The sequence below is a fragment of the Microvirga thermotolerans genome, assembly GCF_009363855.1.
GTDB classification, from domain to species: Bacteria; Pseudomonadota; Alphaproteobacteria; order Rhizobiales; family Beijerinckiaceae; genus Microvirga; species Microvirga thermotolerans.
This window is the reverse complement of record NZ_CP045423.1, coordinates 201,931-217,207: the sequence shown is the minus strand read 5'-3', so window position 1 is coordinate 217,207 and position 15,277 is coordinate 201,931. Positions and strand designations below refer to the sequence as shown.

12 protein-coding genes are annotated in these 15,277 nt (G+C 69.3%); 7 read left to right on the top strand and 5 right to left on the bottom strand.

What is annotated here, in order from left to right; genetic code table 11:
- Positions 1 to 17 precede the first annotated feature (17 nt).
- Positions 18 to 1,280, bottom strand: coding sequence for a polyhydroxyalkanoate depolymerase (locus GDR74_RS00965; RefSeq protein ID WP_152584547.1), 1,263 nt, complete (start codon positions 1,278 to 1,280; stop codon positions 18 to 20).
- 249 nt (positions 1,281 to 1,529) lie between these two features.
- Between GDR74_RS00965 and GDR74_RS00960 the strand changes: the two genes are divergently transcribed.
- A complete protein-coding gene (locus GDR74_RS00960; protein ID WP_152584546.1) occupies positions 1,530 to 2,906 on the top strand; it encodes an ActS/PrrB/RegB family redox-sensitive histidine kinase in 1,377 nt (458 codons plus the stop codon).
- Between the two features lie 60 nt (positions 2,907 to 2,966).
- A complete protein-coding gene (locus GDR74_RS00955; protein ID WP_152584545.1) occupies positions 2,967 to 3,524 on the top strand; it encodes an ActR/PrrA/RegA family redox response regulator transcription factor in 558 nt (185 codons plus the stop codon).
- Positions 3,525 to 3,773: 249 nt separating this feature from the next.
- On the opposite strand, the gene GDR74_RS18465 is transcribed toward GDR74_RS00955, so the two are convergent.
- The 3 genes from GDR74_RS18465 to GDR74_RS00940 form a co-directional block, all read right to left on the bottom strand.
- Positions 3,774 to 5,177, bottom strand: a complete 1,404-nt coding sequence (locus GDR74_RS18465; protein WP_194164593.1) for a calcium-binding protein — start codon at positions 5,175 to 5,177, stop codon at positions 3,774 to 3,776.
- Positions 5,178 to 5,263: 86 nt separating this feature from the next.
- A complete protein-coding gene (locus GDR74_RS00945; protein WP_152584543.1) occupies positions 5,264 to 5,758 on the bottom strand; it encodes an MmcB family DNA repair protein in 495 nt (164 codons plus the stop codon).
- A 75-nt stretch (positions 5,759 to 5,833) separates the two neighbouring features.
- Positions 5,834 to 6,397 carry a tetratricopeptide repeat protein gene (locus tag GDR74_RS00940; RefSeq protein ID WP_152584542.1) on the bottom strand — a complete coding sequence of 188 codons (564 nt, stop codon included), beginning with the start codon at positions 6,395 to 6,397 and terminating at the stop codon, positions 5,834 to 5,836.
- A 226-nt stretch (positions 6,398 to 6,623) separates the two neighbouring features.
- On the opposite strand from GDR74_RS00940, the gene GDR74_RS00935 reads away from it, so the two are divergent.
- The 5 genes from GDR74_RS00935 to GDR74_RS00915 all read left to right on the top strand — a co-directional run bounded on the left by GDR74_RS00935 (position 6,624) and on the right by GDR74_RS00915 (position 13,312).
- Complete coding sequence (locus tag GDR74_RS00935; RefSeq protein ID WP_152584541.1) at positions 6,624 to 9,146, top strand: ABC transporter ATP-binding protein; 2,523 nt, start codon at positions 6,624 to 6,626, stop codon at positions 9,144 to 9,146.
- Between the two features lie 81 nt (positions 9,147 to 9,227).
- On the top strand, positions 9,228 to 10,133 hold the full coding sequence (locus GDR74_RS00930; protein WP_152584540.1) for an MBL fold metallo-hydrolase: 906 nt from the start codon (positions 9,228 to 9,230) through the stop codon (positions 10,131 to 10,133).
- 122 nt (positions 10,134 to 10,255) lie between these two features.
- Positions 10,256 to 11,263, top strand: coding sequence for an NAD-dependent epimerase/dehydratase family protein (locus GDR74_RS00925; RefSeq protein ID WP_152584539.1), 1,008 nt, complete (start codon positions 10,256 to 10,258; stop codon positions 11,261 to 11,263).
- A 121-nt stretch (positions 11,264 to 11,384) separates the two neighbouring features.
- Positions 11,385 to 12,383 (top strand): MraY family glycosyltransferase, encoded by a 999-nt coding sequence (locus tag GDR74_RS00920; protein WP_246180208.1) that lies wholly within the window; start codon positions 11,385 to 11,387, stop codon positions 12,381 to 12,383.
- Positions 12,380 to 13,312: an NAD-dependent epimerase/dehydratase family protein gene (locus tag GDR74_RS00915; protein WP_152584537.1), complete on the top strand. Its 933-nt coding sequence runs from the start codon at positions 12,380 to 12,382 to the stop codon at positions 13,310 to 13,312. Before GDR74_RS00920 ends, GDR74_RS00915 begins: the two co-directional genes overlap by 4 nt.
- Here the strand turns inward: GDR74_RS00915 and GDR74_RS00910 are convergent.
- Positions 13,254 to 15,212: a nucleoside-diphosphate sugar epimerase/dehydratase gene (locus GDR74_RS00910; RefSeq protein WP_152587608.1), complete on the bottom strand. Its 1,959-nt coding sequence runs from the start codon at positions 15,210 to 15,212 to the stop codon at positions 13,254 to 13,256. The genes GDR74_RS00915 and GDR74_RS00910 overlap by 59 nt on opposite strands.
- Positions 15,213 to 15,277: the final 65 nt, after the last annotated feature.

The window sequence follows — 15,277 nt, the reverse complement described above, 5'->3', positions numbered from 1 at the left end:
GGCCCGGTCCGCGGTTCTCAGGCCAATGTCCGCGCGGGGGCCGCCGCCCGCTCCTCCTGGGTGGCGATGAAGTCGCGGATGCGGGGAGCGATCTCGGCCCGGAAGCGGGAGCCGTTGAAGACGCCGTAATGGCCGACGCCCGGCTGAAGGTGATAGAGTTTCCTGTCCTCCGGCAGGTTGGGGGTCAGCTCCAGGGCCGCCTTCGTCTGTCCGATGCCGGAGATGTCGTCCCGCTCGCCCTCGATCGCCATGATGGCGCAGCGGCGGATCGCCATCAGGTCCACCGGCTTGTCCCGGTGCATCATCTCGCCCTTGGGCAGTTCGTGACGGACGAAGACCTTGTCGACGGTCTGGAGGTAGAACTCGGCGGTCAGGTCCATCACGGCGAGGTACTCGTCGTAGAACTCGCGATGCTTCTCCGCCGAATCGCCGTCCCCGTCCACCAGATGCTCGAACATCTCCCAGTGGGCGTTCACGTGCCGGTCGAAGTTCATGGCCATGAAGCCGGAAAGCTGCAGGAAGCCGGGATAGACGCTGCGCCAGAAGCCCGGATAGGAGGGCGGCACCTTGGCGATGCAGTGGCGCTCGAACCAGGCGATGCCGCGCCGCTCGGCGAGCTCGTTGACCGCGGTCGGCGAGCGGCGGGTGTCGATGGGCCCGCCCATGAGGATCATGGAGCGCGGCGTGCAGGGATCCTTCTCCGCCTCCATGCGGGCGATGGCGGCGATCACCGGCACGGCCGGCTGGCAGACCGCCATCACGTGCAGGTCCGGCCCGAAGGACCGGAACATGCCGATCATGTAGTCGATGTAGTCGTCGAGATCGAAGGAGCCCTCCGCCAGGGGCACCATGCGGGCATCCGCCCAATCGGTGATCATCACCCGGTGGGTGGGGAGGAAGGTGTCGACCGTGCCGCGCAGGAGCGTCGCGAAATGGCCCGACATGGGCGCCACGATCAGGAGCTTCGGCTGGGCCTTCGCGCCGGGAAAGTCGCGCTCGAAGGAGATCACGTCGCAGAACGGGCGCGACCAGACGATGCGCTCGGCGACGGGGACCTCGCGGCCCTCGACGAGGGTCGTGGCAAGACCGAAGGAGGGTTTCTCGTAGCGCCGCGTGGTGCGCTCGAACAGCTCGCAGGCGGCGGTCACGGTGCGGCCGTAGGCCGTGTTCGCGAAGGGGTTGTCCGGATTCTCGAAAAGAGTCTTGGTGACGTCCGTCGCCGCCCGGGCCGGCTTGAGCAGCCAGTGGGCGGTCTCATACCAATAATAGGAAAGGTTCATTGAAAATCCCCATGCGGTCGGGCGTCCCTTCGTTCTCCTCGCAAAAATCGAGCCGGACTTATCCTCAACCAGACCGACAAGATGAAAGTTCCTGCCGACAAAAGCAAGGCTTCATGAAACGGGCGCATGGCCCGTGCGAAGCGTTGAGAATATGAACCTCGAAACCCGGCCCAGGTCGCGGAAAGGCAGGAAACTTTGCGCACGGCCGCTTGCTTGGCGAGGCGGCTTGCGGCCCTATCCTGTTGGCTGATGGACATTCGCCCCGCCAGCCTCGCCCATAATGCCCGCCAGCTGCGCCTGGATACCCTGGTGCGCCTGCGCTGGATCGCCATCGCGGGCCAGGCGATGGCGGTCGCGGTGGTGCGATTCGGCCTGGGCTTCGAGCTGCCCTTCGGGCTCTGCTTCGCGGTGATCGCCGTCTCCGCCGCCGTCAACGTGATGCTGCGCATCGAATTCCCGGCGAGCCACCGGCTCGGGGACAACGCCGCGACGGTCCTGCTCGCCTTCGACACCCTGCAGCTCGCGGCGCTCCTCTACCTCACCGGCGGCCTGGAGAACCCCTTCGCCATCCTGTTCCTCGCTCCCGTGCTGATCTCGGCCACCGCGCTGACCCCCGAGCGGACCCTCGGCCTCGGCCTGCTGGTGATCGGGCTCGCGACCCTGCTCACCCTCGCCCACCGGCCCCTGCCCTGGTTCCCGGGCCAGCCCTTCGCCCTGCCCTTCCTCTACGTCACCGGCATCTGGACGGCGATCCTGCTCGGCACGGCGTTCATCGGCATCTACGCCTGGCGGGTGGCGGAGGAGGCGCGCCAGCTCGGGCAGGCGCTCGCCGCCACGGAGCTGGTCCTCGCCCGGGAGCAGCACCTGTCCCAGCTCGACGGGCTCGCCGCGGCGGCGGCCCACGAGCTCGGCACGCCGCTCGCCACCATCGCCCTCGTGGCGAAGGAGCTCGACCACGCCACCCCCGCCGACAGCCCCATCGCCGAGGACCTGAAGCTCCTGCGGGAGCAGGTGGAGCGCTGCCGGACCATTCTCACCAAGCTCACCTCCATGGGGCAGGAGGAGGGCGGCTTCCTGGAGACCGTCTCCCTCCAGCACCTGGTCCAGGAGATCGCGGAGCCGCAGCGGGGTCTCGGGCTCGACATCCGGGTCCTGTGCCGCGGGGAGGGGCCGGAGCCCATGGTCCGGCGCAATCCCGGCGTGGTCTACGGCTTGTCCAACATCCTCGACAACGCGGCGGATTTCGCCGAGACTCACGTGATCGTGGAGGCGAGCTGGACCGCGCAGGAGGTTTCCATCGAGATCCGCGACGATGGGCCGGGCTACGCGCCCGACATCCTGCTGCGGGTCGGCGAGCCCTACGTGACCACACGCAGCGCCGCCAAGCGGGCGGAGGGCGAGGAGGAGGAGGGCGGTTCGGGCCTCGGGCTCGGCCTGTTCATCGCCAAGACGCTGATCGAGCGCTCCGGCGCCCAGCTCACCCTCACCAACGCGGTGCCGCCGGACCACGGCGCCATCGCACGGATCGTTTGGCCGCGTCATGCGTTTGATCAGGGTGCGGCGATTTCGCCGCAGGCCGGACAGGGAGGGGACCTCACGGAAGAGGGGAACAATTCCCATATATGAGAGCGAGCCGCATCGGGCTCGTCTTTCAAGGAGCCTTCCCGGATGCAAGGAGACGTTCTGATGGCCGACGCGCCCGTGGCGTTCGACGATCGTGCCGACAAGAGCCTCTTGATCGTGGACGACGACCGCCCCTTCTCGACCCGCCTCGCCCGCGCCATGGAAAGCCGCGGCTACCAGGTCCGGGTGGCGGAGAGCGTGGCCGAGGGCCTGGCCGCGATCGAAAGCGACGCGCCCGCCTTCGCCGTGATCGACATGCGCCTCGGCGACGGCAACGGCCTCGACGTGATCGAGCGCCTCAAGAACCGCCGCCCGGACGCGCGCGGCGTCATCCTCACCGGATACGGCAACATCGCCACCGCCGTCACCGCGGTGAAGATGGGCGCCTTCGACTACCTGGCCAAGCCCGCCGACGCGGACGAGATCCACGCCGCTCTGATGGCCCGCCCGGGCGAGCGGGCGACGCCGCCCGAGAACCCGATGTCCGCCGACCGGGTGCGCTGGGAGCACATCCAGCGGGTCTACGAGCTCTGCGGCCGCAACGTCTCGGAAACCGCCCGGCGCCTCAACATGCACCGCCGCACCCTGCAGCGCATCCTCGCCAAGCGCGCGCCGCGCTGAGGCGGCTCAAAGCGTGATTCTGATGCGGGCGTTCAGCTCAGAAGAAGGGCTGGCCTGTGCGGGGCCAGCCCCACGATCCCAAACTTAGAGCATCGGACGAGAATTCGAACTCACGTTCAATGCCCCAGGCTTATAATTTCACGCATCTTTTCGCGCAAAACCGGTTCCCACTTTTGCGCTCGATGCTTTAGCCCATTGTGCGGAACCTCCGGTTCCGCACAATGCGCTTTCCTGAGGAGAGAGCTTCGGTCAGAGAATGAAGTCGCTCGCTGTCATCTGGGCGGCTCTCACCCCGAGCAGGGTGATCGTCGCATCCGCGGCGAGGACGACCTCGGCATTTCCGGCCGCATTGTCGCGGATCGTCAGATCGGCGAAGGTCTCGAAGCCGTAGGCCGTGAGGTCGATCTTGTCGTTTTGGGTGCGGCTGAAGTCGTTGATGACGTCCTTGCCGTCGCCCCTAGCGAACACGAAGCGATCCGCGCCGCCACCACCGGTGAGCGTGTCGTTGCCGGCCCCGCCGTTCAGCGTATCGTTGCCCCCGACGACATTGGTGCCATTCACCTTATAGAAGTCACCGTAGATCTCATCGTAGCCGCCACCGCCGGAAAGCGAATCGTTGCCTCCCTTGGCAAGGCCCCAGGCTTCCCCAGCATCACCAAGGATAGTCTCGTCAGTAATGCCTCCAATAATTGTATCATGTCCGCCGATACTTTGGTCGCGCATTTGGGTCGCGTCGCCCGTTATAGAGCTAGGTCCAATTGTCACGCTTGTGGCGTAAATACGATCGTTGCCACCCTGAGAAGACCCTGACATCAACCAGGCGTCTCCCCAGCAGGTTACCCAAGGAGCGCAGTAGATCACATCGTTGCCGCCTCGAGCAAATTCCCTCATCTCCTGTGCGTCGCCATAGATTGTGGCAAGTTGGCTGGTTTCGGCGTGCAGAAGATCAGCTCCGCCTGTCGCATGCCCTTTCATAATTACCGCGTCGCCAAAAAGATAATCGCCGCGATCAGGGAGGGATTGTCCCGAATAGATCTTGTCGTTACCGCCGCGGGAGAAACCGTCCATGAGATAGGCATCGCCACGCAAAAAGTCATCTCCGGCACCGCCGTTGAGATAATCGTTACCGCCGATGGCCTTGTCGTGCATCTGCGTGGCGTCGCCGATCAGCGTATCGTCGCCGTCATCGCCATAGAGCCTGTCTGCTCCTCCACGCGTCGAATTCCACATGTAGGCGGCGTCGCCGACGACGACATCATTGCCATTGTCGCCATGGACAATGTCGATGCCGCCTTTGGCGTAGTTGCGCATCACATACGCGTCGCCATAGAGCGCATCGTTGCCATCATTGCCATGGATGACGTCGTTGCCGCCTCTGGCATAGCGCAGCATCGTGAAGGCATCGCCGTAGATGTAATCCTTGCCGGCATTGCCGGTGCCGAGATCGCCGTAGAGGTAATCGTTGCCGCCGATGCCGGAGAACGAGATCGTCAGGGCATCGCCGAAGAGCTTGTCGTTGGCGCCGAAGCCGTAGAGCTTGTCGTTCCAGCCATGGCCGACGCTCAGGGTCCGGGACGTGTCGCCATAGATGGCATCGGCCGAGGCCGTGCCCTTCAGGATGTTGATGCCGCGCGTTCCGACGATCGTCGCCATAATCTTGTCCTCAACAGGTAAAGTGTCGAGGAGGTTATAGATCGCCATTTATGAAATACAATAACGTTTGGTAAAAAACCAAGGCCTCACAACCTTCCGTCGAAGACCGCGTCCGGATCGGCCAGGGCGTGCAGAGCGAGCGCGGCGGCCTGGGCGAAGCGCAGGGTCACGGCCTTGCGGCGGGCGCCTGCGAGCGGGTGGCGCCGGGCCTCGCGCAGGATGGCGGCGCCGAAGCTGTCGGCGACGATCAGGCCGCGGTCCTCGGGCAGGATGTCGAAGGGCACCGTCTCCGGCACCGCGAAGTAGAACCGGTCGCAGAAATCCTCGTAGTCCGGCCATTTCCGGTCGGCGCGGAAATCCGCCACGCTCGACTTGATCTCCACGATGGTGAGCGCCCCGTCGGGGGCCAAGGCCATGATGTCGGCGCGGCGGCCGTTGGCGAGGGTGAACTCGGGCAGGGTCGCATGCCCGAGCTGGGCGAAGAGGCGGCGCACGCCCCGCTGCACGCCGGCCGCCGCCGGCGACTGGCGGCCGTCGGGCGCGAGAAGGGGCAAGGCGGAGCGGGCGGGCGAATCGGACATCCGCAAAGACTAGCCGCAGCCGCGCTCCCTGCAACGTCGCCCGTGTCGCGCCCAGGGACGTCGGTGAAGCGTGCTTCAGTGCAGCATCAGGTTCCGCGGCGCGAGATCCCGGACCATCGCCCGCAGGTCGTCGAGATGCGGGTTGATCGCGAGGGCGATCTGGAAGGCGGCCCGCGCCTCGTTGAGGCGCCCGTGCCGCAGGCAGATCTGGCCGAAGCCGGACACGGCGCCGAAATGGCGCGGCTCCAGTTCGAGCGTCCTGGCGATGTCCGCGAGGCTGTCCCCGTCGCGTCTCTCGATGAAGTTCAGGGTCGCCCGCTTGTTCCAGGCCTCAGCCCAGCCGGGGTGCAGGGCGACCAGGCGGTCGAGGAGCGGGCGGGCCTGCCGCAGGGCGCCGGAGGACAGGGCCGCGATGGCCTCGGCCATGGTCGCCTCCGCCTCGCCGTCCTCGTGCGAGGTCCAGATGGCCCAGATCATGTCCTGGATCTCCTCCGCCGGACGCGCGCCCGATGCGCGCGCCAGCTCCGCGAACAGGGCATCGAGGCGGGCGGGCGCTTCCGGCGCGGGGCTGCGGGCGGGCAGCTCGAGAACGAGCCCGAAGACGGAATCGAGGGAGGAGGCCGATGGCGGGGACATCATGGCTGTCGGTGGGATCTCCGGCCGCGGAATCCGGCGCCGTTTCACATAGCGGATTCCCGTCCGGCGGCGAGGGGCGGGAGCGCTTTTGTCGCCGTGCGCCGCGGCCTCCACCCTCCGGGCGCGCAGCCTCTGGCCCTCGCGGTCCGGCTTGGATAACGTCGGCGGGAAGGAGGGACCGGAGCCCGAGGCTCCGGAGTTCCGCTCGGAGCCGTCATCTGGAGCTGCCATGGAGCGCGATCCGCTGCGCCTCGCCTGGAAGACCGACCGTCTATGCCACCTGCTGGGCTTCCTGCTCCTGGCCGTGGCGGGCGGGCTGCTCGTGCTCGGCTTCCATCTGGTGCGCACGGTCCTGGATCTCGCCGCGGGCGAGGCGGACCCGGCCGCGCCGTTCCTGTCCGTCGTGCTGAGCCTGCCGGAGGCTTTCGGCGGAGCGCCCTTCGTCCTCTTTCCTGGCTTCGCTCTCGATCCCGGCCTTCGTGTCAAGGTCGCGGTCGTGGCCCTCGCCCTGGTGCCCGTCCTCATCGCCCTCGCCCTGACCCTCGCCAACTGGGTGGCGGCCGGGATCCGCACCCGGACCCTCTCCCGCCTCCTCGCGCGCATGCTCGACGCGGTGCTGAAGACCTCCTCCGCCAACGCGGACGTCGAGGAGGCGACGGAACTCGCGAGCGAGACCCTGTCGCACGAGGGCGGCATTCTCGGCTCGGCCCTGATCTCGTCGGCGCGCCAGGGCGGCATGATCGGCCTGTGCTTCGCCTATGTGCTCGTGACCGACTGGCGCCTCGGCCTCGCGCTCGCCGTCATGCTCGCCTTCGGCGCGGTCCTCAGCGCGCGCCGGGTCGTCCTGCGCCTCGACACCTCCAACGCCCGGCGGAAGGAGGGGGAGGGGATCCGCAGCGCCTGGGCGGACCTGGTCCGCCGCCTCCCGGCCCTGCGGGCCCACGGCACCGCCGCCTTCGAGCGGGAGCGGATCGCCCGCAACCTGGCGCAGCGCCACCGCCCGGTTCTGAGGCGGGAGCGCCGCCTCGCCCTCGCCGAGGCCTTCGCGGCCGCCGTGCTGATGCTGGCCCCCCTGGCCCTCCTGGGCGTGGGCGCCTGGCTCGCGCCCGGCTCCTCCCTGACGGCGGGGGCGCTCGCGGCCTCGGCGCTCGCCGCCGCGCTCGCCGCCTTCGGCGTCCGCGAGCTCGCGCCCTGGCAGCAGCTCGTCGACCGGACCCGGGTCCTGCTGACCGAGCTGGCGCGCAGCCTCTCGGCCCTCGAGCCGCGGGAGCGTCCGGCGGCGGCACCGCTGCCGCGCAACGGCGCCCTCGTGGCCCAGGGGGTCTCGGCCTACGATCCCATGAGCGGCGCCAGGATCTCCGGCGTCGATCTCCACATCGCCTTTCCCTCGCACGTGGCCCTGGTGGGCGACGGGGAGGCGGGGCCCCGGGTGCTCGCGGCCCTCGTCGGCGGCCAGCTCGCGCCCTCCACGGGCCGCCTCACCTATGGGGGCGCGGACCTGGGCGCCGCCGATCCGGTGGCGCGGGCGCAGCGGATCGCGTTCGCCGGCGAGACGGTCCTGATCCCGGGCTCCATGCGGGACAACCTGGTCTACGGAGCTTCCGTCCCCGCGGAGGAGCTGGACCGCCGCCTCGCCGAGGCGGTCGCGGCCGTCGGGCTCGACCGGGTGATCCATGCCCGAGGCCTCGCCGGCACCGTCGACCCCAAGCGCGAGCCCGAACTCGCCGCCGCCCTGGTGGAGACCCGCCGCGAGGTGCGCAGGGCGCTCTCCCGCGAAGGGCTCGACCGGTTCGTCGACCCCTTCGACGCGAGGCGCTACAACCGCTATGCGACCATCGGCGAGAACCTCCTGTTCGGAAAGCCCATCGGCGACACCTTCCGGGAGGACCGGCTCGCCCGCCATCCCTTCGTGCGGGCGATCCTGGAGGCGGAGGACCTGACCAAGCCCCTCGCCCGCGTCGGCCTGTCCATGGCCACGAGCATGATCGAGATCTTCGCCGACATCCCGGACGGGCACCCGCTCTTCGAGCGCTTCTCCTTCTTCACCGCGTCCGACCGCACCTATTTCGAGGACCTCGTGGAGCGGCGCAAGGAGAACCGGCGCGGCGTCCGGAGCGGGCGCGACCAGGAGCGGCTGATCGGCCTCGCGCTCCTCTACAACGAGAGCCGCCACCGCCTCGGCCTCCTCGACCCGGCCCTGGAGGCCCGCATCGTCGCCGCGCGGGCCGACTTCACGCGCATGCTGCCGACGAGCCTCCAGCCCGCCATCGAGTTCTACGACGAGAACCGCCTGTGCACGGCGGCGAGCGTGCAGGACAACCTGCTCTTCGGCCGCATCGCCGCCGATCAGGCGGGCGCCGAGGCGGCGGTGCAGAAGGCGATCCGGCGGGTGCTCACCGACCGGGGCCTCGACGACGACGTGTCCCGCATCGGCCTCGCCATGCCCATCGATCCCCAGGGCGGCGACCTCACCTTGAGCGAGATCGCCGCCGTCGACGTGGTGCGGTGCCTGGTGCGCCAGCCCGACGTCCTGGTGGTCCAGCGCGCCCTCGACGGCCTGCCCGGTCCCGCCGCGGACAAGCTCGTCGCGGACCTGCGCCGCGCCATGATCGGACGGGGCCTCATCCTCGTCACGCCCGAAATCACCCCCGCCATGGATCGCCCGCCCTTCGATTCGGTTATCCGTTTCGTGCGGGGCGAGCCCGTGGAGGACAGCCGCGCAACCCGCCGTCAGGAGGCCTTGACCGCATGAGGACCATTCGCCGCTCCCTTTCCCCGTTCCCATGTGCGCCAGCGCACATGCGGTGGCCCGCCGTTCGGCGATTGTCTTGACATGGTCAGGCGTGCCGCATCCTCCGAGCCGCTCCAGGTCCGATTCTGGGGTACCCGCGGCTCGACCTGCGCGTCGGGCGCGCGCTTCGTCGAATTCGGCGGCCATACGGCCTGCGTCGAGGTGAGGTGCGGGGACCGGCTCTTCATCGTCGATGCCGGGAGCGGCCTGTCCGCCCTCGGGGCCGAGCTGGGGGCCGATGCGCCGGCGGAGATCGATCTCCTCTTCAGCCACCTCCACCTCGACCATGTCTGCGGCCTGCCCTTCTTCAAGCCGGCCCTGCTCGGCTGCAACCGGGTGATCCGCACCTATTGCGGCAACATGGACGGGGAGAGCGCCGAGGGAGCCCTTGCGCGCCTCTATGCCCCGCCGCTCTTCCCCGTGACCCTGGAGCAGCTTCCGGCCCGGTTCGAGCATTGCGGCTTCCGGGCGGGCGAGACCCTCACCTTCCCGGACGGGGCGAAGGTCGCGACCCATCTCCTGAACCATCCGGGCGGCGCCACCGGCTACCGGTTCGAGCACGGCGGCCGCAGCGCCTGCTACATCAGCGACCTGGAGCACGGCGATCCCTGGCCCGATCCCGGCCTCCTCGCCTTCGTGCGCGACGCCGACCTGATCATCTACGACGGCATGTTCTCCGAGAGCGAATATCCGAGCTGCCGGGGCTGGGGCCACTCCACCTGGGAGAAGGGCGTCGCGCTGGCGAAGGCCGCGAACGTGGCGTCCCTCGCCATCTTCCACCTCTATCCCGGCCACGACGACGCCTTCCTCAAGGCCGCCGAGGCCGAGATGCAGAAGGCGATGCCCTCCTCCTTCGTCGCCCGCGAGCGGCAAACCGTCTCTTTCGCGCCGCGCGAGGGCGGAGCGGTTGCGCAACCGGCAAACCCCGCTAAGGTGCCCGCCGTCTAGGGCAACGGGCGGAGGGTCGGGTCCACTTTTCCGCCCGGTGCGCTGGAGCGCGGCGGCCGGTGCTCCGGGCCGGGCGCCGCCCGTCACGTACGGTCGACCACGAAGCGGGCCCTGAGAACCTGATGTCAGCACCCATCCTCGTGACCGGCGCCGCCGGCTTCATCGGTTTCCACGTGGCCAAGCGGCTCCTCAGGGACGGCCACCGGGTGGTGGGCGTGGACAGCTTCACGCCCTATTACGACGTGAGCCTCAAGGAGGCGCGGTTCGCGAACCTGACGCCGCACAACGCCTTCGAGCCGGAGCGGATCGACCTCGCCGATCCGCAGGCGACGCAGGATCTCTTCCGCCGCCACCGCTTCGAGCGCGTGATCCACCTCGCCGCTCAGCCGGGCGTGCGCTTCGCGGACGCCATGCCCTACGCGCGCTCGAACCTCGTCGCCTTCATGAACATGCTGGAGGCCTGCCGCCATGCGGGGGTCGGGCACCTGGTCTATGCCTCGTCGAGCTCCGTCTACGGGGCGAACCGCAAGCTGCCCTTCTCCGAGCACGATCCGGCCGACCACCCCATCAGCGTCTACGCGGCGACGAAGCGGGCGAACGAGATGCTGGCCCATTCCTATGCCCACCTCTTCGGGCTCCCGGCCACGGGCCTGCGCTTCTTCACGGTCTACGGTCCCTGGGGGCGCCCCGACATGGCGGTCTACACCTTCACCCGCGCCATCGCCGAGGGGCGGGAGATCCAGGTCGCCAATGCGGGAAAAGTCTGGCGCGACTTCACCTACGTGGACGACATCGTCGAGGGCGTCGTGCGGCTGGTGGAGCGGATTCCCGCCGGCGACCCGTCCTGGAACGCCCTGGCGCCGGACCCGGCGACGAGCGGGGCGCCCCACCGGGTCTACAATATCGGCAACGACCGGCCGGAGGAGGTGAACCGCCTCGTCGCCCTCATCGAGGAGGCGCTCGGCCGCAAGGCGATCCGCGTCGACAAGCCCCTGCCCCCCGGCGACGTGCTGGAGACCCGCGCCGACGTGACCGACCTGCGCCGGGACGTGGGCTTCGCGCCTGCGACCTCGCTGGAGGAGGGCGTCCGCCGCTTCGTGGCCTGGTACCGGGACTATCACGGGGCGTAGGATGATCGTCGACTACCTCAAGCTGATCGGGTTTTGGGCCGCGTCGGTGGTGGCAGGCCTTCTGTTGTCCGTGGCGTTCAATCCTTTTGCCTTCGTCACCGTCGCCGTTCTCTCGGCGATCATGCTGTCGGCAGGTTTGCTGTCGGCAATCCTGATCGTCGCTCTCAAGCCGCTTCTGGTCCGCTATGCGCTGGCGCGACCGAATGCGCGGTCGAGCCACACGATCCCGACGCCTCAGGGAGGCGGCATCGCAGTTGTCGGCGCTGTGCTGGTCACAATGGCTCTGGCTTTCTCGGTTCTGGGCTTGCCGGAGCATTTCTTCAAAGCCTTCGTCATCCTTGCAGGGGCCTCGATGTTCCTGGCCATCGTCGGTGCCGTCGACGATATTCGACCCTTGCCGGCGGGCCTGCGCCTTGTCCTTCAGGTTGCAGCCGTCGCCGCCGTCGTGGTGACAAGCGGCTTACGAATACTGCCGGACGTCGTTCCTCTCGCCGTCGAGCAGGCCATCCTCATCCTTGGCGGCGTCTGGTTCGTGAACCTCGTCAACTTCATGGACGGGCTCGATTGGATCACGGTGGCCGAGATGGTGCCGGTGACGGCGGCCATCGCCGTTCTTGGGCCTGCGGCAGGCCTGCCGATGTCGATCCTGGTGACCTTCGTGGCCCTCGCCCTCTGCGGCGCGCTCCTCGGCTTCGCCCCCTTCAACAAGCCGGTCGCCCGGCTCTTCCTCGGGGACGTGGGCTCGCTGCCCATCGGGCTTCTCGTCGGCTGGATGCTGCTCCAGCTTGCCGGAACCGGGACGATCGCCGCCGCCCTCCTGCTGCCGCTCTATTACCTGACGGACGCCACCGTCACCCTGCTGCGGCGCCTCGCCCGGGGCGAGAAGGTCTGGGAGGCGCATCGCACCCATTTCTACCAGAAGGCCACCGACAACGGCTTTTCGGCGCTTGCGGTCAGCGCCCATGTGTTCGGGCTGAACCTCGCCCTCGCGGGCCTCGCGGCCATGACCCTGGTCTGGCGCTCGGCCGCCGTGCAGGCCGCGGCCCTGGCGGCCGGCCTCGCCCTGGTGATCCTGGTGCTCCGGCTCTTCTCCCGTCCCCGTTCGAAGGTCGTGCGATGAATGGACCCCTGATCGCCCTCACCGGCGCCACCGGCTTCATCGGCCGCCACCTCCTCGCGGAGCTGCCGAAGCGGGGCTACCGCGTCCGCGTGCTCCTGCGCCGCCCCGCGGAGGTGCCGGAAGGCGCCACGAGCGCGGTGATCGGCGACATCGCCCAGCCCTTCAACATGGCCGCGGCCCTGCGGGACGCGGACGCGGTGATCCATTCCGCGGGCCTCGCCCATGCCATGTCCGGCCTGCCGGAGGACGATTACCGGGCCATCAACACGGAAGGCACCCTCGCCCTCGCCCGGGCGGCGGAGCGGGCCGGGGTGCGGCGCTTCCTGTTCCTCTCCTCCATCCGCGCCCAGAGCGGGCCGGCGGCCCGGGAGGTGCTGACCGAGGACATGGAGCCCCGGCCGACAGACGCCTACGGGCGCTCCAAGCTCGAGGCGGAGCAGGGCCTGGCGGCCCTCGCCCTGGACTGGGCGGCCCTGCGCCCCGTCCTCGTCTACGGACCCGGGGTGAAGGGCAACATGGCGGCGCTGATGGCGCTCGCCCGCTCCCCCTGGCCCCTGCCGCTCGGGGCGCTGCGGGCGCGGCGCTCGCTGCTGTCCCTCGACAACCTCACCGCGGCGGTCGATGCGCTGCTCAAGGCGCCGGGTCCCCTGCGCCGGCCCTTCATCGCGGCGGATCCGGAGCCCGTGACGGTGCCGGAGATCGTCGCCGCCCTGCGGGCCGGGATGGGGCGCGGGCCCGGCCTCGTCCCCGTGCCGCCCGCGCTCCTGCGCATGGCCGCCGCCCTCGCCGGCCGCGTGGAGGCCTACGAGCGGCTCGCGGGCTCCCTGGTCGCCAGCCCCGACGCCCTGCGCCGGATCGGCTGGGAGCCGGTCACTGGGACGCGAGACGGGCTGGCGCGGCTGGCGGCGGCTCCTTCGTCCGGCGCTTGAATTCCGGGATCGCCTCCTCGAACACCGCCTCCGCCGCGGCGCGGTCCCCCTCGCGGACGGCGGCGGCCAGGCGTTCGAGCCAGCTTTCCAGGCGGGCGCGGTCGGCGAAGATCGGCCGTGCCGCCATGACGCCGTCGATGCCGATCTCGGCCCGGGGCTCCTCGCGGGCGAAGAGGATCTCGTGCAGCCGCTCGCCCGGGCGCGTGCCGGTGACGGCGATCTCGATCTCCTCGCCCGGCTCGTAGCCGGCGAGGCGGATCATGCGCTCGGCGAGCTCGTAGATGCGCACCGGCTGGCCCATCTTGAGCACGTAGATGGAGGTGCGCTCGTCGCTGTTCGCGCCGTCGGTCAGGGTCCGGCCCTCCGCGTCCGCGTGGGAGGCGGAGGTGAGCACCAGGTCCGCCGCCTCGCGGGTGGTCATGAAGTAGCGCACCATGTCCGGATGGGTGACGGTGACCGGGCCGCCGCGGGCGATCTGCGCCTTGAACTTGGGCACCACCGAGCCGACCGAGCCCAGCACGTTGCCGAAGCGCACGGCGATGAGGCGCGTCGCCCGGTTGCGGCCCATGAACTCCGCGTCGAGCGCCTGCCCGTACATCTCGGCGAAGCGCTTCGTCGCGCCGAGCATGGAGACCGGGTCGATGGCCTTGTCGGTGGAGATGATGACGATGGCGCTCGCGCCCACCTCCACGGCGGCGTCGGCCACGTTCACGGAGCCGAACACGTTCGTCTTGATCCCCTCGGTCCAGTTCCGCTCGAGATAGGGCACGTGCTTGAGGGCGGCGGCGTGGAACACCACGTCGGGCCTGAAGTCGTTCATGATCTCGTGCACGCGCTCCCGGTCGCGCACGTCGGCCAGGACGCCGTCCACCTCGGTGTCGCTCGACAGCAGCGTCGGGTTCTCGAGGATGTGGTGGAGGGACGGCTCCGAGCTTTCGAGGATCAGGAGCCGGCTCGCGCCGAAGGCGACGACGCGGGTGCAGATCTCCGAGCCGATGGAGCCGCCGCCGCCGGTGACCAGGACGCGCTTGCCCCGGATGAAGTTCTCCAGCCGGTGCCGGTCGATCTGCACCGTCGGGCGCAGGAGCAGGTCCTCGATCTCGAGGGGCGCGAGCTCCGCGTCGCGCATGCCCTCTCCCAGGCTCGTCACGCGCACGAGCGGCAGGCCGAGCCGGCGGGCGCGGGCGAGCAGCATCTCGGGGTGGGCCTCCGGGGCCAGGGCGCTCGGCGTCGCCACCAGGCGGCGGATCGGCACGCCGCGCTCCTGGAACTCCTGGATCACCCGGTCGAGGTCGGCGAAGGTGCCGAGCACCGGCACGCCACGGATCGACTGGCCGAGCTCGTCCGAGCGGTAGGACAGCACGCCCTTGGGCTGGAGGCGCTTGACCGCGCCGGACTCGATGGCGCGAAGCACCACCTCCGTGTCGCTGCCGCGCCCCAGGAGCAGGGTCGGCGTGTTGGCGTCCCGCTCGATGGTGTTGCGGGAGCGCGCGTATTTCACGTAGCGGAAGGCAAGGCGCGGGCCGCCCAGCAGGAACATCTGGACGAGCCAGTAGAGGGCGATGGTGATCTTGCCGAAGAAGAACGCCCCCAGAAGCTGCGGCGAGACCAGCACGTAGTCGATGACCAGCAGGGTCAGGGCCAGCACCGTGGAGGCCCTGAAGATGTTGAACAGGTCCGGCAGGGAGGCGAAGCGCCACTTGGAGCGGTAGAGCTGGAAGAACCAGTAGACGATGCCGGCGAAGGCCACGAAGGGGGGCAGGAACATCGGCAGGAGGCGCAGGCGCTCGTCGAGGAGCGCCCCGTCGAAGCGCACGAAGAAGGTCGCGAGGACGGCGGCGGCCGTCATCGCGAGGTCGTGCACGACGATGAGAACCTTCTTGAAATCCTGCCTGGTCATGGGCCCCGTGTCTTGAAGCTGCACGGCGGTATCCGCCGGGCCCGAGGCTTTGTCAATGTAAGCCC